This window comes from Pseudarthrobacter linnaei, assembly GCF_055412825.1.
This window is the reverse complement of the sequence record NZ_JBVAYX010000013.1, coordinates 1-17,751: the sequence shown is the minus strand read 5'-3', so window position 1 is coordinate 17,751 and position 17,751 is coordinate 1. Positions and strand designations below refer to the sequence as shown.

The following is a 17,751-nucleotide window of genomic DNA, read 5'->3' as shown; positions in this document are numbered from 1 at the left end:
GGCCCGGAGTCACCAGCTATCTCAGAGGCCGCTGCGCCCCGCCCACAGCCCATGCAGCAGAGGAACCACCGACACGATCATCAGCACACTGCCGAGCACCGTGTCGTCCGCCCGGACCACAGAACCTGCGATGAGCAGGGCGCCGAATATCAGTGCCGAGGCCGATCGCTGCGCCGTGCGGTCAAGCCGTGCCACCTGCCGCTCAAGGCGCGGATTGGCAACGGACAGTGAACCGTCCTCGAGCCGGGTGAGAAGCCCCTCCAGGCGTTTCGGCAGGCCCAGGGCCATCCCGGCCGCGTCGAACGCCTGCTGAGCCACGTCCTGCACGATGTTGCCACGCTCGTCGCGCAGCAGCTGCGCCGCATAGGGCTCGACCGAGTCCCACAGATTGAACCGGGCGTCCAGCGTGCTGCACACACCCGACGTCAGTGACATCGCCCGGATAATGAGCAGGAAGTTCTCCGGCAACTGGAACGGCAAGGAGCGAACCACGTCACCGAACTCGACCGCAAAGTCAAGGAACTCCCGCGGGTCCACCTCGCGAAGCTCGGCGAAACCCATCCCGCCAAACCGGGAGAAGAGGTGCGTCAGCGCCCGCTCAAGTTCGACAGTGTCGGCCGAGGGCACCAGCACACCCACGTCGCTGATCGCGGTCATCATCCCCTTACCGTCACGCGAAGCGGCCGCGATAAGCAGCTTCCGCAGGCCGCTGCGCGTACTCGCCGGAACCTCTCCCATCATGCCGAAGTCGATGAACGTCAGCTTCCATGGGCGCTCTGTGGGCGAACCCGTACCCGGCGTGACGAAGATATTGCCCGGGTGCGGATCGGCGTGAAAGAAGCCGTTCGTGAACATCTGGTCGAACATGACCGACGCGAAAACCGGGGCAACCTGAGCCGGATCGATGCCCGCCGCGAGAAGCGCCTCCGAGTCCGTGATCTTGATCGCCGTGACATCTTCGAGGGTAAGCACGCGGCGGGTGCTGCGCTCCCAGACGACGTCGGGCACGCTCACCCGGTCGTCGTCGGCGAAATCAGCAGCGAACCGCACCGAATTCGCCGCCTCATTCAGGTAGTCGATCTCCTCAAGACTGGTCTGCGCAAACTCCTCGACCAGGGCGGGCATGTCGGCCCGATCGGACACCAGGCGCACGTGGCTGAGCCAGCCGCCCACTTTGCGCAGTGCCGCCAGGTCGACGTCGACAATGGCGTCGATGCCCGGTCGCTGTACTTTCAGCACCACGCTGTCGAGCCCGGTGTCGGCGGCATCGCCCGGACGAAGCCTCGCCCGGTGCGCCTGCCCGAGAGACGCTGCGGCGATCGGCGTCTCCTCGATCGAGGCGAACAACGTCTCCAGCGGCGCACCCAGCTCCACCTCGGCAAGGCTACGGATCGCGGAGAACGACACCGGGGGCACCTCGTCCTGCAGTCCCTCAAGTTCCTTGGTGATCTCGGGCGGAAGCACGTCGAGCCTGGAGGACAGGAACTGACCGACTTTGATCATCAGACCGCCAAGTTCCACCGCGAGCACATGAAAGCGCTGCGCGAAGCGCCGCATCCGCTTCGCCCTGGTGCGCTCGGCAACCCAGCCCAGCCCGATGCGAGGGAGGAACAGCTCATACCACCAGGTCACCGCGAGATTCCAGCCGGCGAAGCGCAGGATGCGACGGTAACGGGCACGGGTGTCCCGGGCGCCGGGTACCGGTTCTGCCCGGTCCCGACGGACCGACGTCACCCCCGTCAGTCCCGGGCGAGGATCGAGTACAGCCGACGACGTGCGTCGTCGAGGACCGTCACGGCCTCCTGCACCTGCTCCCGCGTGCCGGTGCGGCCCACCTGGGACGCGGCCTGCGCGAGCTCGACGCCCGCCCTGGGCAGCGCCGCGAACCCGGCGGCCGACGCCGGACCCGTGGACTCCCAGGGAGCTGACTCATCGGCACCCGCCACATCCTCACGGCCCGCTTCGGTCAGGGAATAGATTTTGCGGCCGTTGGCTTCCTCGGCACTGATGAACCCCTCATCGGCCAGCAGCTGCAGTGTCGGGTAGACAGAGCCAGCGCTGGGCTTCCAGCTGCCACCGCTGCGCTCCTCGATTTCACGGATGATCTGGTATCCGTGCATCGGCCGCTCCGCGAGCAGTGCCAGCACCGCCGACCGCACCTCGCCTCGGCCCGCACGGGTGCCCGAACGCTTCTCAAACCTTGAACGCAGCTCCTCAACGGCCTGCCACATGCCGTCGACATTGTTGCCGCGAAATCCGCCTGCCGGGTATGAATTACGCATCATGCTCTCCTCTGTGAACCGCGAACGACATACAACGATAGTCAACGATACATCCCGATATACACGAGAACCAAGAGGGGGGAGGAGCCGACGGATCAGGGCGCCACACGAGCGGATCCCGGCGGCCAGTAGGCCCCATCCCAACCGACGGTTGCGCGGCGCCGCGCGTCCGTCTGACGTACGCAGCCAGGCGCCCAAGGATTCAAAAACCCTCGAAAATTGTGGAGCTAAGGAGATTCGAACTCCTGACCTCTTCGATGCGAACGAAGCGCTCTACCAACTGAGCTATAGCCCCGAAGCAACGCCGGTCCCGGAGGAACGGCGTTGCCGGTGTCCCTAGGCTACAAACTATCCGCGTTCTTTGCCAGCCAGCCGCTGAAAGTCTCACCGGCGTGGCGTTCCTGCACACGTCAGCCACCGGCCGCATTCTCTTCGTGCTGCGGACGAGGCCTCCGATCGTGACCGACGCCGCCGGGGCGTACACCCGGATCCCGGGCCTACGCATACTCTTTGTCTGACCCCTGAGCCGTAAAGCCGAAAGAGAGCCTCCATGAGCTCCACTGCCCCCGCCGAGGTCCGCTAGGGTCCCACCCTGGCCATAGCCGCCGTCATCGCCGGCCTCCTGTGGCTCCTTCTCTTCCACGACGGACCTCCCCGCGCCGGTACTATCACCGCCCAGGGAACGGTTGTGGACCAAAACATTACCCGCAAGGGGCTGTGCGCAGCCGTCGCCGAACTGAGTGTCAACGACACCCGCTACACCGTTAATTCGGGCACCAGCGCCGAGCCGTGCGCGTACAAGATCGGCGACCCTATCGAGGTCAGCTACCACCCAGGCGACATCGCAGGGACCCTGGAAGCGCCACCTGCCGGGACCTCCCCGGGCCCTGCACTCCTCGCCGTCGTGCCAGGGGTTCTCCTCCTGGCCGGAGGAGCCACTTCACTGGCACTGCGGTCAGCACGCACGCGCAAGGCGGCTCGACCGGACACGGCTTCTCCAGCCTGAATCTACGCATTGTTCAGAACCACAGAAGCCGTCAGTATCCAGGCCCGAGAGTGACTATGGCAGGCTCTGGAATCCGGTTCCCCTCCGGTCCGCAGGATTCCCGTCGACTTGATAGTGATACCGGTCCGGCAGAATGGGGACGCGACATCTAAAAGAGCTGCCGTTAAGCGGCGACCGATACCGCGGGTGTCGCTGGCAAGGGTGGGGAACCTGGCGGTGACAGTTATTGTCCTTTGCCTGGGGCCGGTGTTGATCGGCGTCGGCGGCCACCTGATCGGTGTGGACGAAGAGCTGGCTCGGAGCGGGGCGCAAACCAGCGGCACCGTTGTCGATTTCGATGACGCCATCGACCCGGGAGCAAAACCCGCGCCACGCGGTTGTACTTGGATTCGAAAGTGACGGCGTCTGGTTTCGCGGGCTAGGGGTGGTCCTGACCTCCATCTTCGGCGGGTTGGGCATTTTTGTGGTTGTCGGCTTCTTGATTGGCTATCTGAGGAAAGACAAGAACGCCGCTGGCTGAGCAGCCAAGGCACAAAAAAGCCCCGGGCGGCCGTTGCTGGCTGCCCGGGGCTGGAAAAACGAAGCTCAGGCCCGGCGTCGCTGCAGCACGTCGTCCAGGTTGCTCAGGGCACTCTGGGCCTTGCCCAAGGGCTTCTGCTCGGCATCCGCGCCGAGGCTGCCGGCCGGCGCCTGCGGGAGGCCCTGCTTCAGCGACGGCTTCCCAACTGCCTTCGGCGCTTCCGGCAGGTCGAGCGGCTCGGGGGCGGCCCGCTCGGCCTTCGGTGCCTCCACATAGGTGGGCCTGGGGACTTCTACCGGTTCCCAGCTGGTTCCTTCGGCGGACCGGATGCCTGCGGTGCCACGGACGGAGGTGTCGCCCGAGGCCATGGCTTCCGCGAGCGCCGCCTCGCGGAGTTCCTGGACGGTCAGGGGTTTGGGTGCCGGCTTTCGTTCGGCGGCGTCGGCCTGGGCGTCAAAGAGCGGGCTCTCGGCGCGTTCGCGGGGCTCGCCCGCCGGCTCCCGCAGCGGGGCGCGCTCCGGAACGTATTCGGCCGGTCGGGCCGGTGTGCTCATGGCCGAGCGAAAGGCGGCGTTCATTTTTCGGCGGCGGTCCCGGACGGCGAGCCATCGGAGCATAAAGACCGCGGCCACGGCGCCGAACAGCGCCGCGAACGGCAGCCAGGGTGACCCAAGGCCGAAGATTCGCAGGGCCGCCGAGACGACGCCGGTGAGCAGCGAGAGCAGGCCCGCCAGGGCGAGGGCCAGCCGGCCATAGCGGATTCTGAACGCCGGACCGGTGGCTGCAGTCTTGGGACCGCCGTCGGGTCCGGTAGTTCCCGGGACGGACTCGGTGCGCTGGGTGCTGGTCATGGGTTTCTCCTGCTGGGCCGTCATCTTCATGACGTTCCCGGCTTGGGGGGCTGCTGTTTCGAGATCGATGAAGTCCGCCGCAAGTTCGCCCGCGGGCTGCAGTTGGTGGCGTCCGTACCGGAGCATGTAGGGGGCAACCCACACAATCCAGAGCGCAACAGCAATGACAAGGATCACAGAGCTGCTAAGAGGGATATCCACATCAAAACCGTATGAGCAATGCGGGGTCCCGGGCCGCATTGTCCCCGGTGTGTCGCTGGGGAACTGTCAATTCACTGGATTGATGACGTAAGGGCTGGTCAGGGAGGGTCTGACGGCTACGCGGGGCGGCTGCGTTGCCACCGCGACAAAAGCCCCTCCTGCACTTCTTCAGAGGTCAGTGCGAAGCTCCGATGGTCGGCCCATTCACCGTTAATGTGGAGGAACCTCGGACGGTAGCCCTCGTCACGGAAGCCGAGCTTCTCGACCACCCGGAGGCTGGGTCCGTTCTCGGGCCGGATGTTGATTTCCATCCGATGCAGCCCCAGGGTCTGGAAGCAATAGTCGGTCACCAGGGCCACGGCGGTCGGCGCGATGCCGTGCCCTGCCCGGCCCTTGTCCACCCAGTAGCCCAGTGTGGCCATCATGGCCGAGCCCCACACGATGGAGGAGACCGTCAGCTGTCCCACAATGACGGGCTCCCGGAAGCCCGGGGTCCGCTCGGTGATCAGAAACGGCAGGGCCGTGGCCTGGGCGGCCTGCGCCTTGAGGGAACGCACCATGTTGCGGTAGTCGGGAAGGCCTCCCCCGGGGACGGGGTTGGACGCTTCCCAGGGGGCCAGCCACTCGCTGTTGCGGGAACGGACCTCGGTCCATTCCTTGCGGTCCCGGTAACGGATCGGGCGCAGCACGAGGTCGCCGCTTTCAAGCGTCACCGGCCAGTGGAAGGTGCCCCCCACCGGGGCTACTTGGTCAGGCTGGGGGCCAGGCTCGAGGCGAAACCCGGGAGCCATTCCCGCAGGCCGGGACCCAAGTCGTCGCTGTCGCAGGCCAATTGGACGCAGGCCTTGAGGTAGCTGAGTTTGTCGCCGGTGTCGTAGCGGCGGCCGCGGAAGACCACGCCATACACGCCGTAGCCCTCGCCGTCACCGGCCGCGAGCTCCTGGAGCGCGTCGGTGAGCTGGATTTCGCCGCCGCGGCCGGGCGCGGTGCGTTCCAGCACCTCGAAGACCGCCGGGTGGAGGACATAGCGGCCAATGATGGCCAGGTTCGACGGCGCGTCCTTGACGTCGGGTTTCTCAACGAGTTGGTTGATGCGGACGTACTCTTCGCCGCCGATTGCTTCGATGTCGGCGCAGCCGTAGGCGCTGATCTCAGAGGGCTCAACCTCGATCAGGGCGACCACCGATCCTCCGGTCTTCGCCTGCACCTCGATCATGGTGCTCAGCAGGTCGTCGCGGGCGTCGATCAGGTCATCGCCCAGCAGGACCGCAAACGGCTCATAGCCCACGTGCTGCTTTGCGCGGAGCACGGCGTGGCCCAGACCCATCGGATCGCCCTGGCGCACATAGTGGATGTCGCCAAGATTGCTGGCCGCCTGGATGGACTCAAGCTTGGCGGTGTCTCCCTTGGCTTCCAGGGCAGCTTCCAGCGTGGGGACGCGGTCAAAGTGGTCCTCCAGCGCGCGCTTGTTGCGGCCGGTGATCATCAGGATGTCGCTCAGGCCGACTTTGACAGCTTCCTCCACGACGTACTGGATGGCCGGCTTGTCGACGACGGGCAGCATTTCCTTGGGCATGGCCTTGGTGGCCGGAAGGAATCTGGTGCCGAGGCCCGCTGCGGGGATGACGGCCTTGCGGACGGGAGCGTTGGGTGTAGTCACTGGACTAATCTAACGGAGGGACCAAAACATTGGGTAATCATTCGAGCCGCCAGGGGAACCGCTGTTGGCCGGACTGCATGACGCGGAGGTAATACGGGCATGGCGTCGAAGGAAGACATCCGGGGAAGCCACCGCGCCCGGCGTGCCGCCCTGACGCCGGCCCTGCTGGAAAGCGCCGGCCGGGGCATTGCCCGGCACGGACTTGCCTGGGCTTCCGGCCTTACCGGTGGCAGACCGGGCACTTTCGCCGCCTATCTTGGGGTGGGGTCGGAGCCCCCGACCCTTCCGCTGCTGACAGCTCTGCATGAGGCCGGGCACCAGGTGCTGCTGCCGGTCTGCGAGCCCGGCCTGGCTCTGAGCTGGGTGTACTGGACACCGGCATCCGAATTTGCGCGGAGCCGCTACGCGCCGATCCAGGAGCCCGCGGGGCAACGCCACGACACTGCCGTCATGCAGCACACCGACGGCGTCTTCCTGCCGGCTACCGCCGTCGACCACTCCGGCAACCGGATCGGCCAGGGCGGCGGCTACTACGACAAGTTTCTGGCGGCGTTGGCCGCCCTCCTCCCGTCCGCGGCCCCTGCGTCCGACGGCGCGGCTCCGGCGTCCGACGGCGGGGTGTTGCCGCCCCTGCCGAGCGCCGCCGTCGTGTACGAAGGCGAGGTCCTGCCTGCCGGCAGCATCCCGGCAGAGCCCTTTGATAGGAAGGTGGCTGCCGCCCTGACCCCGGCTGGCCTGCTGCCCCTGCAGCAGCGGTAGCCGATGAAAGGACGCGCCGCAGGGGTGATAGAATTGGCACTCAGGCCCTGCGACTGCTAAGGGAGGAATCGCGGCGACGGACATGTCGGCTGCGGACCCCCCGGACAGCACGGGACCTGCTCGTTTGTCCCAGAGAAGGATTTCCAGTGCCCACGTATGCATACGCCTGCAAGGACTGCAGCCACGCCTTTGAGACCGTGCAGTCGTTTACCGACAGCTCCCTCACATCCTGCCCCGAGTGCCAGGGAACCCTGCGCAAGAAGTTCAACAGCGTCGGCGTCGTCTTCAAGGGTTCCGGGTTCTACCGGACCGACTCCCGCGACGCCAAAGGCAGCACTGTCTCCCCGGCCCCGGCCCCGGCCGCTACGCCGGCGCCTGCCGCCGCTTCCGCAAGCTAGTAACTGTCTGCGGGCCGGGGCCCGCTCCGGCCCGATGCCTTCGGGCTGTTTGTCCACATAGCCCAATGACCGCCTGCCCGGATTCCGAGCCGGTGCGTAGTGTCGGGCTATGTCCACCCCCGCCCGTCCCGTCCCGTCCGTTGGCGCAGTCCCTGAGGCCAGCCTTGGGGCCTTTTTCCGTGGCGTGTGGCACCCTTTATCGGTGCTGCGCAACGGCGGTTCCCGGCGGCGCCGGCCAGTCCGGTCGACCTCCGGAAGTCCGCGTCGCCGGCCAGGACCGGCTCGGCAGGCTCTCCGCAGGCGGCTGGCCCGGTGGCTGGCCCGTAACAGGCGGCTGGGGGTTGCGCTGCTGCTGTGCGTCGCGGCCGGCCTCACGGTCCAGCAGCTGACGCCGGCCCCGGCCTTCACGGTCTCCGCTTTCGCCGCCGCACGGGACCTCCCGGCAGGGGAGACCCTCGGCCCGGATGACCTGACGGTGTTGAGCGTCCCGCGCGGCCTGGTGCCGGCCGGCAGCTACGGCAGCACCGAGTCGCTGCAGGGCAAACAGCTGGCGGTGGCCCTGCGCAAGGGCCAACTTCTGTCTGACGCCCAGCTGCTCGGTCCCGGCCTACTGGCGGGAAGCCCCCCGGGATCTGCCGCCGTGCCGCTCCGGATGGCCGATCCCGCCTCAATCCAACTGCTCTCCCCCGGGCAGCTCGTCACAGTCGTGATGACCACCGGCAATGGCATTGACCAGCCGGCAGCTACCCAGGTGCTGGCCGCGGCGGTTCCGGTGCTCTGGACATCCGAGCACGGCAACGGGGCCGGCCAATGGCTGGCAACCGGGGAGACCGACGGCCTCCTGGTCGTCGCTGCCGGCGCCGATCAGGCCGGTCGGCTCGCCGGTGCCTCCACGCAGGGGAAGCTGTTCTTTGTGCTTGTGGCGGCCCCTCATGGCTAGTCGAGCCACCCGGCAGATGACCGCCTGGCAGGGGCTCCCGCGGAATCCCAATCCCCTGCGGTGCGGGCCGAGAAGGATCTCAGCCCCAGTGCGGAGGCTTCTGTTCCTCGAGCCAGGAATCGTGGTCGTAGCCGCCTGGCTCGTCGCCCCAGCGCCTAGGATCGTCTTCGGCGGCCTTGTTCGGCAGCACATCTGCCGCGGCCGTCGCAGTTGCGGGTTGTTCGGTCGTGTCCCGGCCTTCGCGGTCGTTCCGGATATCGCTGTGGTTCTCGGTATCGCCGTCCGCGGTCATGCCGCCGGCCTCCTTGCTGTCCTGATCTGTCCTGTCCTGATGCGCGCCGTCCGGCTGTCCGGCCGGGGACCGCCGCTCCGAGGCGTGCTCTTCGTTGACGGCAAGGTTCACGACGTCGTCGTCGAAGAATCCCGGCGAGGCCGGTTTCCGCTGCGTCGCGACCGGCTTTTCCAGGCCAAGATATCCGCCGATGCGGTCGGCGCAGGCCGACGGATCGGTGAAGACCTCTATGGTCCATAGTGGCATGTAGCGCCAGCCGAGTCTTTCCAGGAGCTGCGGGCGGAGCCGGCTGCGTTCGCGGACGGTCAGGCGGCGGTACTGCTCGGTGCCGTCGGACTCAATCGCCACGGGCCGGGGAATCTCGGCGTCGTCCAGTCCGAGGGTGCTCAACGGGTCGGCCGCGGCCACCATGTTCAGCGCGCCGTCGTACTGGTGCCAGACCCGGGCACCCCGGGCCCGCAGGCGGTCGCCCAGGTCCGCCACGAGGGGGTCGGCCCCCAGGGCCTGTTCACTGGCCGCGGCCCGCGATGCCGGGCTGCCGAGATCGGAGTTGCCTGCGATTTCACGGTTCAGCAGTTCGTAGAAGTCCACTGCGCCGTTGTTCAGCCGGGTTACGTCGAGGTCCTCCGGCCGGAAGCAGCTCAGCACGTGCAGTGACCGTCGTGCCCGCGTCATGGCGAGGGCGAATTTGGCCCGCCCTCCGTCCAGGGACAGCGGTCCCAGGCTGTGGAGGGCCCGCCCGTGCGGGGTGCGTCCGTACCCCGGGGAGAAGATCACATGGTCGCGGACCAGGCCTTGGGCGCGTTCCAGGTCCACCACGCGGAAGGATTCGTCGCCGGCGGTGAAGAAGCTGGCCAGCATCGGGTAATTCGGCAGCTGCAGCCGGATCGACTCGCCGATCCGGGCTGCGTGCCGGAGGCTGCCGGTGACAACAGCCAGCGACGTCCGCGGCCGCAGCCGGGCGTGTTCGAAGACAAGCTCCACCGCACGGTTGACCTCGGCCACCACGGATTCGACACCGTCCTGGTCGGCGCTGGGCAGCCCCGTGCCGTCCGGCAGGTATTCCACCGTCAGGGCACGGTCCAGCCCGGTCGCGGACTGGCCTTCGGGCAAGCGGCGCAGTCCGCCGTCATAAAACCCCTTGCTCAGCTGCCGCACAAGATCTTCATCCACGGCGCGGTACACCGTGCGCAGACTCCAGGTGGGCAACACGGCCGTCAGAGCCTGGTAGGCGCTCTCCACACCCTGGTGGGAGCTCTCGCCGGCCGCGAGCCGCTCCACACTGACGGTGAAGGTCCGCGGGCTCGCAATCCGGTCGTCACCGAAGGCGATGATCTGGCTGGAGCGGGCGATGGCCGGCAGGACAGCCTGCAGCGACGTCGCCTCGGCGTCGAGGATGACCACGGCGTCGAACCTCTGCTCCACGGGCAGGACCGCCGTCAGGAGATACGGGCTCACCGACCACACCGGCACGAGCATGGGCAGCAGTTCCGCGGCCTGCCCGGTCAGCGCCGAAAGCGTTACCCGGCCGTCCTTGAGCAGGCTGCGCAGCAGCTCCGCCTGGCGCGGGTGCTCCGCGATGGCTGCCCGCCACCGTTCGGCCAGCTGCCAGCGCAGCCGCGCCGCGCCGCTGGCGATGTGGGCGTTATCGGCGAGGCGGTATTCGGCCTCGAGCTGGCGCAGGGCGTCGCCGTCGGACATGGCCAGGTAGTCGTCCCCGCTGATCATGGCTTCCAGCGCCGACTGCCACCAGGCGAGCTCAAGCTCGGTGGCGACCGACTCGGCCGGCACCTCACGCTCGGCAAGGTCGGCCAGCAGTTCGCCGAGACCATGCTCGCGCATGTTTTCGACCAGAAGCGTCCGCTCCGGCAACGTCTCAAGCGTCCCGGTGTCGGCAACCAGCCGTTCCAGCCGCTCCATCAGTTCTTCATAGGGCGTGGTGTGCAGGCCGCCGCCCGCGGCGGTGTGCCGGACGGCCCGGCCCAGCTCGGCCAGCTCCGATTCCAGCTCGCGGTATAAGGCGATGATCTCGCCGAGGCCGGACGGGACCGCCGGGTGTCGCTGTGTCGTGGCGTAGCCGGACCACGCGGCCCGCTGCTCCTGGACGAGGACCAGGGAGCTGTGCAGGTCGGCGATGTGGACGCCCGGGCGGACATATTCCTTAGCCACCCGGCGCAGGCGGGACCGCTGCATGGACGGCATCTCGATGTTCCGTTCGCGACGCCAGGAGGAGGCTGCGGTGGCGGAGATGAGGTCATGGACCGGGCGGTCAAAGATATCGGCGGTGAATTTGTCGAGGCTTTCGCGGACCGCAACGAGAAGCTCAACCTGGTCGCCCCACTCGGCGAAGGTGCGGCCGAGACGGATTTCGGCGTGGTCGGCGACGCCGTTCATCAGTCCGCGCAGCTCCGGCAGCTTGCCGGCCACCGTGCGGGCCACCTGCTGGGCCTCCTGGGTCTCCTTGCGGGTCAGGAGACGGGCGCCGTGCCAGGGGCTTGTCGTCGAGGACCGGCTGAAGCTGCCCAGTTCCGCGGCGCGGTGGAGCCGGCCGGCCAGTTCCCCGCGGTCGCGGATGTTATCCAGCACGCTGCGCTTGAGCCGCACCGTGGTGGCCGGGGCAGGCTGGATCGAAGTCAGCCCGGCCAGCGACTGCATCGCTTCGTAGGGCGAGCAGCCCCAGCGCTGGCGGACATTGTGCAGCGACGCGACATGGTCCCGAAGGGCGTGGCGGTGCTCGATCAAGGTGGTGTGCAGGTTGCTGAGCTGTGGCTCAAGGGATTTTTCGTTGCGCATGATGGCGCGGACCAGCTGGCCCTTGAGCTGCAGCGGGGTGGTGTTGCCGGCGATTTGGAACAGCGTGGAGTCCAGCCCGAGGGTGTCCAGCTCTGCGGAGATCTCGCCCAGGCTGGCCCGCCGGTCCCCCACCACGAGGACGGTCTTGCCCTGATCGACGAGGGCACCAATGGTGTTGATCGCCGTCTGGGTCTGGCCGGTGCCCGGCGGGCTGCTGACCACGAGCGAGTCACCGGCGCGGACGGCGTCGAGGACGTACTGCTGGTCGGCGTCGGCGTCGAGCAGAAGCAGCTCATCGGCGGGGTCACGCTCGTCGGTGCTCGGGAAGCGCCCGGCCGTGAGCTCGGGAACCTCCACGGTCCCGCCGGCTGCGGCGCGCCCCAGCGCCCCGACGAGGGGATGGTTCTCGTTGATCCAAGGATCCTCGAGGCTCCCGGACAGGTCCGCAAACGTGGAGACCAGGAGGTTGTGCTCGACCTCGGCGCCGTGGATGGGCTGGATGAGCGTGCCTAGGCGGTCGAGGACTGGCTGGGGATCAAACCGGGCGGTGCTGTACGCCATGCGGGTGACGGCGTTGACGTCGAAGACGATCCCGTGGGTCGTCTTCAGGTGCCGGACCAGGGCAGGGTTGATCCTGGCCTGTTCGGTGAGCTGCAGTTCGTAGTCGTCCTCGCCCGGGCGAACGGTGAGGGAGATGGAGGCCAGCATGACCGGGGCAGACACACGCTGGGGTTTGCCTCCGACGGCGGACGTCCAGACCACTGTGCCGGCCGAGAAGTAGCCCGCGTCGATCCCGCGGTCATTGGCGAGTTCGAAGATCTTGGACCGCAGATTGCGCGAGGCCCTCGCGGCGACGACGTACTGCTGGTGGTCGCGGATCAGGGTGGAGAGCCGGGTGCGCCGGCCGGCCATCAACTGCGCCAGTCCGGACGGATGCGCGTGGGTCAGGTCGATGGAGCCCTCAGGCGTCTTGGTGAAGCGCAGCATGGTGTCTGCTCCGGTGACGGGCTTGAGCCCGGACAGCCATTTCCTGAGCTCCTCGGAGCCCTCGGGGTGGCCTTGACCAACTGACACTGCTGCCTTCTTTTCTGTACTCGCGTTTACTTTGCTCACGTTTTCCGTGCTCGCGCGGGACGTCCTGAACAATACCGGCATGCATTCGAGGGTAGCCCGGATCCGGCCCCGGCGAGGCTCCGCAACACTGCCGGGACACAAATTCGACCGAATTCACTGGTTCGCCGGCCTGCCCCCAAGGCGGCCGCCGGAGTCCCGCCCGGCAGCCCCGGACAGACCCCGACAGACGGGAAATGGCCGGCCTCCCCAGGAGACCGGCCATTGCGACTAACCCGTTACCAGGTTATTCCCACTCAATGGTTCCCGGCGGCTTGCTGGTCACGTCAAGCACGACGCGGTTCACGCCGTCCACTTCGTTGGTGATGCGGTTGGAGATCCTGGCCAGCAGATCGTAGGGCAGCCTCGACCAGTCCGCCGTCATGGCGTCTTCGGAGGAGACCGGGCGCAACACGATCGGGTGGCCGTAGGTGCGGCCGTCGCCCTGGACGCCGACGCTGCGGACATCGGCCAGCAGGACGACCGGCATCTGCCAGACCTCGTTGTCGAGCCCGGCGGCGGTCAGTTCCGCCCGCGCGATGGCGTCCGCCTTGCGCAGCAGGTCCAGCCGCTCCTTGGTGACTTCACCGACAATCCGGATGCCGAGGCCCGGTCCGGGGAACGGCTGGCGTCCCACGATTTCCTGCGGCAGGCCCAGCTGGGCGCCGACGGCGCGGACCTCGTCCTTGAACAGGGCGCGCAGCGGTTCGACGAGTTCGAACTGCAGGTCTTCCGGCAGTCCGCCCACGTTGTGGTGGCTCTTGATGTTTGCTGCGCCTTCGCCGCCGCCGGATTCGACGACGTCGGGGTATAGGGTGCCCTGCACGAGGAACTTGATCTTCTCCCCGTGCGCGGCCGCCTCGGCGATGATCGCCAGTTCGGCTTCCTCGAAGGCGCGGATGAATTCGCGGCCGATGATCTTGCGCTTGGTCTCGGGGTCACTGACGCCGGCCAGGGCCGACTGGAAGCGCTCCTGCTCGTTGGCAACGTAGAGCTTGACGCCGGTGGCGGCCACGAAGTCGCGTTCGACCTGTTCGGCTTCGCCTTCGCGCAGCAGGCCGTGGTCCACGAACACACAGGTCAGCTGCTCGCCGACGGCGCGCTGGACCAGGGCGGCGGCGACGGCGGAGTCAACGCCGCCGGAGAGGCCGCAGATGACCCGGGCGTCGCCGACCTGCTCGCGGATCCGGTCGACCTGCTCCTCGAGGATGTTGCCTGCGGTCCAGTTCGGTTCCAGCCGCGCGCCCTTGAACAGGAAGTTCTCCAGCACCTGCTGGCCGTAGGCTGAGTGCTTCACCTCCGGGTGCCACTGCACGCCATAGAGGCGCTTTTCCTCGTTGGCGAAGGCCGCGACTTCGGCTCCGGCCGTCGTCGCGAGGACCTCGAAGCCCTCCGGGGCCTCGTGCACCGAATCACCGTGGCTCATCCAGGTGCTCTGGTGCTGGGGCATGCCGCTCAGGATGGAACGGCCTTCGCCGATGGTGGTGGTCTCGGTGGCTCCGTACTCGCGGAGCCCCGTCTGGGCCACTTTGCCGCCGAGGGCGTTGGCCATGGCCTGGAAGCCGTAGCAGATGCCGAAGACCGGGATCCCGGCTTCAAACAGCTCGGCGCCGACGCTGGGCGCGCCGTCGGCGTAGACGCTCGCGGGGCCGCCGGAGAGGATGATCGCGGCGGGGTTCTTGGCCAGGAGCTGCTCGGTGCTGTAGGTATGCGGAACCACTTCCGAATACACATTCGCTTCCCGGACGCGGCGGGCGATCAGCTGCGCGTACTGGGCACCGTAGTCAACAACCAGTACGGGCTTGTGGGACGTCTGGGATGCAGAGGGAGTAGTCACCGTACTAGCTTACTTTGCGGCGCCGTCCGCCCGCACATTGAGAGGCCGGTGCGGGCCCGGGAACGGCCGCCGGGTAAGCGAACTCACACGGGGCCCAACGCCGTCCGCTCAGTAGCGCTGCGGCGCCTGCGGGTTCGCGGCCAGTTCGGCCTCCACCTCGGCGTGGATGCTCTTCTCCACGAAGAAAGACAGGAAAGGCACGACGCCGCCGAGCGCCAGGACGATCATCTTCGCAAACGGCCAACGCATCAGGGACCACAGGCGGAAGTTGGACATAAGGTACACGACGTACATCCAGCCGTGCACGATCAGGACCGCGACGGAGAGGTTCACGCCGCCGACGACTCCGGGGGGCTCGGCGTCGGCGAAGCCGAAGCCGAACGGCTCACCGGTGACGGCGTTGGTGCCGCCGGCGAAAAGGTACTGGCCAAAGGCGTACCGGGCGATCAGTTCGGCGCAGAGCAGGAGCAGCATGGCCCCGGTCATGTACGCGAGCACCTTGTAGAACTTCAACGCCGAAAGGATCTGGGCCTCGGTGCCGCCAAACCGGCGCTTCTTGCCGCGTCCGCTTCCCGGGACGTTGGACTGCTGCGGCTGGACGGCCGGCTGGGGCTCGATCATGATTGCACTTTCGTTTCGGTGGGGTGCGGTGCGTGGGGGTCCGCTTCGGGGAGCTCCCGCGCGGCGGCTTCGTGCTCCTCGTCGAGGGCGTCCTCGAGTCCGCGGCGGTAGTCATCTTTCACCAGGCGCCACCAGATGAACAGCGCGAAGCCGGCGAACACGACCCACTCCGCGGCGTAGAACAGGTTCAGCCAGTTGACCTTTTCGGCCGGAGGCTGCGGTCCGATATTCAGCGGCTTGACCTCGCCGCTGGAAGCCGCGGCGCTGACATCGCTGCCGCCGGCGGCTTCGGAGCTCGCGGCGACGAAGCCGGGGTAGCTGCTGACTTCCCAGATGTTGATGAGCTCCGCGACGGAGACGGCGCTGGCCCGGCCGGGGCCGGCGTCGGTTCCGGTCAGCGGGGCTTCGGAGGGCAGCAGCCGTCCGGTGAGTTCAATGGTGCCCGACGGCGGCGCGGGTGCGTCCGCGGGGTCGGCAACCCAGCCGCGGGCCACGGGGATCCAGGTTAGCGGCGAAGCGCCGGCTCCGGTCAGGACGGCGGCGCCGTCCACGGCCAGGGCCGAAACGATCCAGTAGCCCGTGGCGCCGTCGTTCAGCCGGCCCGGGACGAGGACCTGCTTCTGCGGGTCGTAGCTGCCGGTGGCGGTGACGACCTGGTCAGCGACTGATCCGGGAAAGAAATCGCCGGGCTGGAGCACCCCGGTGAGGGATTTGGGTTCCTCGGTCGTGGCGGAGACCGTCAGCTCAGGCTGGGTCGAGCGGCCGAACTGCCACTGGCTGAGCAGCACAAACACCCCTGACACGACGATCGCAAACACCAGTCCGGCGATCCATCGGGGTTTGAGGGCAGTTTTCAGCACCCCTTAACCGTACTTCGTCCGTGTGTAGAACAACGAAACGGGGTGAACAGAGTGGGCAGCGGGGTCCCGACGTGGCGACGGAGTCGACACGAAAGGNACGTGGCGACGGAGTCGACACGAAAGGGCCTGCCCCCAGAGTGGGGCAGCGGGGTCCCTACGTGGCGACGGAGTCGACACGAAAGGGCCTGCCCCCAGAGTGGGGCAGCGGGGCTTGGGTTCTAGCGGTCGTTGCAACACCCAGAATTTTTGGGAGTTGCAACGACCGTGTCGTCTTTAACGAAAGAAGCTGTTGGACCGAGGAAATACACGCCGGAGCAGAAAGATCAGTTCTTTGTCGTGTTCGACCGGCTCAAAGGCACCCGGGACGCGGCTAGGGAACTCGGGTTTAACGAGGCCACTTGCGCCGGCTGGGTGCGTAAAGCCGGGCTGAAGAGCCACGGGAAACCGGGGGCAGGTCCTCACCGGGGACGGGATGAGTACTTCCGGTTGCGCAATAAGGGCTTGAGTCGGCGGGAGGCGGCCGTGGCCACCGGAGTGCATCCCAGGACAGCCGAGGAGTGGGATTACGGGATCCGTAAGTCCAACGGCCGACGCATTTACCCTGATGGGCGGCTGGTCAATTACAAACGTGGTGTGACCACTATGACCTCGCCCGCCCACACGACCGGAACGGTCCCCGCCCCTCCGGCATCGGTATCGGCACTGGAGAAGCTCCTCGATCCGCGGTTTCTCAGCGTGCAGGAGCGGGAGATGATTTCGGACCTGAAAGCCACGGGTTCATCGATGAGGGCGATCGCCAGCGCCCTTGGCCGTTCGGCTTCAACGATCAGCCGCGAGCTGGGCCGAAATGCCGATGCCCTGCTGGGCTATCTGCCCCACGGAGCGCATCGGAAAGCCGCTGCCCGGCGGCCACGACCCAAAACCGCCAAGCTCGCTGGCGAGTCGGAACTGCGCGACTACGTAAAGGCCAAGCTGCTCATACGCTGGTCACCGGAACAGATCAGCCACACCCTGGTCAAAAAGTTCCCCGACCAACCGGAGATGCGTGTGAGTCCAGAGACGATCTATCAAGCCCTCTACGTTCAGGCGAGAGGCGGACTGAAACGCGAAATACAGGCAGCCCTGCGCACCGGCCGGACCCGCCGAAAACCCCACAACACCGGGGAGGAACGCCGCCCCCGGTTCGTGGACCCGATGGTCATGATCTCCGAGCGTCCACCCGAGATAGAGGACCGCGCAGTGCCCGGCCATTGGGAGGGGGATCTCATCACCGGCGCCTACAACCAGTCCGCGATCGGAACCCTGGTCGAACGCACCACCCGCTACGTGATGCTCGTCCACCTACCCGGGGACCACACCGCCGAAACCGTCCGGGACGGGCTCATCAAGACCATGACTACCCTGCCGGCCCACCTGAGAGGTTCCCTGACCTGGGACCAAGGGGCCGAAATGGCCGCCCACAAGTCCTTCACCCTGGCCACCGACATGCAGGTCTACTTCTGCGACCCAGCCAGCCCCTGGCAACGCGGCTCCAACGAGAACACTGTGAGTATGGAGGTGGCCCGGGAAGGGCTGATCCGGAAGGGTGGGTGTCGGCAGCGAAGAGGTGACTCCCGAGAAT

General features: G+C 67.2%; 15 protein-coding genes and 1 tRNA gene. 6 read left to right on the top strand and 10 right to left on the bottom strand.

All coding sequences use genetic code 11. The annotated features are described in order from the left end of the window. Nucleotides 1-21: 21 nt before the first annotated feature. From ACZYZ3_RS12630 to ACZYZ3_RS12620, 3 genes are all read right to left on the bottom strand, one after another. Nucleotides 22-1,734, bottom strand: coding sequence for an ABC1 kinase family protein (locus tag ACZYZ3_RS12630; protein ID WP_463964162.1), 1,713 nt, complete (start codon nucleotides 1,732-1,734; stop codon nucleotides 22-24). 5 nt (nucleotides 1,735-1,739) lie between these two features. Continuing rightward, a complete protein-coding gene (locus tag ACZYZ3_RS12625) occupies nucleotides 1,740-2,282 on the bottom strand; it encodes a PadR family transcriptional regulator (protein ID WP_463964229.1) in 543 nt (180 codons plus the stop codon). A 222-nt stretch (nucleotides 2,283-2,504) separates the two neighbouring features. Next, a tRNA-Ala gene (locus ACZYZ3_RS12620) sits at nucleotides 2,505-2,577 on the bottom strand. Between the two features lie 393 nt (nucleotides 2,578-2,970). On the opposite strand from ACZYZ3_RS12620, the gene ACZYZ3_RS12615 reads away from it, so the two are divergent. Together ACZYZ3_RS12615 and ACZYZ3_RS12610 are read left to right on the top strand one after the other, a co-directional pair. Then, the gene (locus ACZYZ3_RS12615) at nucleotides 2,971-3,288 is read left to right on the top strand and encodes a hypothetical protein (protein ID WP_463964161.1); all 318 of its coding nucleotides are present in this window, start codon (nucleotides 2,971-2,973) and stop codon (nucleotides 3,286-3,288) included. Nucleotides 3,289-3,504: 216 nt separating this feature from the next. Continuing rightward, nucleotides 3,505-3,687, top strand: coding sequence for a DUF3592 domain-containing protein (locus ACZYZ3_RS12610; RefSeq protein ID WP_463964160.1), 183 nt, complete (start codon nucleotides 3,505-3,507; stop codon nucleotides 3,685-3,687). A 186-nt stretch (nucleotides 3,688-3,873) separates the two neighbouring features. Here ACZYZ3_RS12610 and ACZYZ3_RS12605 read toward each other — a convergent pair whose 3' ends face one another. The 3 genes from ACZYZ3_RS12605 to galU all read right to left on the bottom strand — a co-directional run bounded on the left by ACZYZ3_RS12605 (nucleotide 3,874) and on the right by galU (nucleotide 6,520). Further along, on the bottom strand, nucleotides 3,874-4,860 hold the full coding sequence (locus ACZYZ3_RS12605) for a hypothetical protein (protein WP_463964159.1): 987 nt from the start codon (nucleotides 4,858-4,860) through the stop codon (nucleotides 3,874-3,876). 116 nt (nucleotides 4,861-4,976) lie between these two features. Then, entirely contained in the window at nucleotides 4,977-5,651 is a 675-nt protein-coding gene (locus tag ACZYZ3_RS12600) for a GNAT family N-acetyltransferase (RefSeq protein ID WP_463964158.1), read from the bottom strand. Further along, entirely contained in the window at nucleotides 5,603-6,520 is a 918-nt protein-coding gene (gene galU / locus ACZYZ3_RS12595; protein WP_463964157.1) for a UTP--glucose-1-phosphate uridylyltransferase GalU, read from the bottom strand. The genes ACZYZ3_RS12600 and galU overlap by 49 nt, the downstream gene beginning before the upstream one ends. A gap of 99 nt (nucleotides 6,521-6,619) precedes the next feature. On the opposite strand from galU, the gene ACZYZ3_RS12590 reads away from it, so the two are divergent. The 3 genes from ACZYZ3_RS12590 to ACZYZ3_RS12580 all read left to right on the top strand — a co-directional run bounded on the left by ACZYZ3_RS12590 (nucleotide 6,620) and on the right by ACZYZ3_RS12580 (nucleotide 8,617). Next, a complete protein-coding gene (locus tag ACZYZ3_RS12590) occupies nucleotides 6,620-7,279 on the top strand; it encodes a 5-formyltetrahydrofolate cyclo-ligase (RefSeq protein ID WP_463964156.1) in 660 nt (219 codons plus the stop codon). Between the two features lie 146 nt (nucleotides 7,280-7,425). Further along, entirely contained in the window at nucleotides 7,426-7,677 is a 252-nt protein-coding gene (locus tag ACZYZ3_RS12585) for an FmdB family zinc ribbon protein (protein ID WP_463964155.1), read from the top strand. Between the two features lie 109 nt (nucleotides 7,678-7,786). After that, nucleotides 7,787-8,617: an RcpC/CpaB family pilus assembly protein gene (locus ACZYZ3_RS12580; RefSeq protein ID WP_463964154.1), complete on the top strand. Its 831-nt coding sequence runs from the start codon at nucleotides 7,787-7,789 to the stop codon at nucleotides 8,615-8,617. A gap of 79 nt (nucleotides 8,618-8,696) precedes the next feature. Here the strand turns inward: ACZYZ3_RS12580 and ACZYZ3_RS12575 are convergent, their stop codons facing one another. From ACZYZ3_RS12575 to ACZYZ3_RS12560, 4 genes are all read right to left on the bottom strand, one after another. Beyond that, nucleotides 8,697-12,776, bottom strand: a complete 4,080-nt coding sequence (locus ACZYZ3_RS12575; protein WP_463964153.1) for an AAA family ATPase — start codon at nucleotides 12,774-12,776, stop codon at nucleotides 8,697-8,699. 283 nt (nucleotides 12,777-13,059) lie between these two features. Further along, on the bottom strand, nucleotides 13,060-14,649 hold the full coding sequence (gene guaA / locus ACZYZ3_RS12570) for a glutamine-hydrolyzing GMP synthase (RefSeq protein ID WP_463964152.1): 1,590 nt from the start codon (nucleotides 14,647-14,649) through the stop codon (nucleotides 13,060-13,062). A gap of 108 nt (nucleotides 14,650-14,757) precedes the next feature. Then, nucleotides 14,758-15,270, bottom strand: coding sequence for a DUF3817 domain-containing protein (locus ACZYZ3_RS12565; protein WP_463964151.1), 513 nt, complete (start codon nucleotides 15,268-15,270; stop codon nucleotides 14,758-14,760). Next, on the bottom strand, nucleotides 15,267-16,130 hold the full coding sequence (locus tag ACZYZ3_RS12560) for an SURF1 family protein (RefSeq protein ID WP_463964150.1): 864 nt from the start codon (nucleotides 16,128-16,130) through the stop codon (nucleotides 15,267-15,269). The genes ACZYZ3_RS12565 and ACZYZ3_RS12560 overlap by 4 nt, the downstream gene beginning before the upstream one ends. Nucleotides 16,131-16,631: 501 nt before the next feature. On the opposite strand from ACZYZ3_RS12560, the gene ACZYZ3_RS12555 reads away from it, so the two are divergent. After that, nucleotides 16,632-17,751 (top strand): IS30 family transposase (locus tag ACZYZ3_RS12555; protein ID WP_463964228.1); only part of this gene is annotated, 1,120 nt, incomplete at its 3' end.

Excerpts from the sequence above, each read along its gene's own strand:
- ACZYZ3_RS12565 (WP_463964151.1), bottom strand. The coding sequence starts at position 15,270 with ATGATCGAGCCCCAGCCGGCCGTCCAGCCGCAGCAGTCCAACGTCCCG.
- ACZYZ3_RS12625 (WP_463964229.1), bottom strand. The coding sequence starts at position 2,282 with ATGCGTAATTCATACCCGGCAGGCGGATTTCGCGGCAACAATGTCGAC.
- ACZYZ3_RS12590 (WP_463964156.1), top strand. The coding sequence starts at position 6,620 with ATGGCGTCGAAGGAAGACATCCGGGGAAGCCACCGCGCCCGGCGTGCC.
- ACZYZ3_RS12600 (WP_463964158.1), bottom strand. The coding sequence starts at position 5,651 with ATGGCTCCCGGGTTTCGCCTCGAGCCTGGCCCCCAGCCTGACCAAGTA.
- ACZYZ3_RS12580 (WP_463964154.1), top strand. The coding sequence starts at position 7,787 with ATGTCCACCCCCGCCCGTCCCGTCCCGTCCGTTGGCGCAGTCCCTGAG.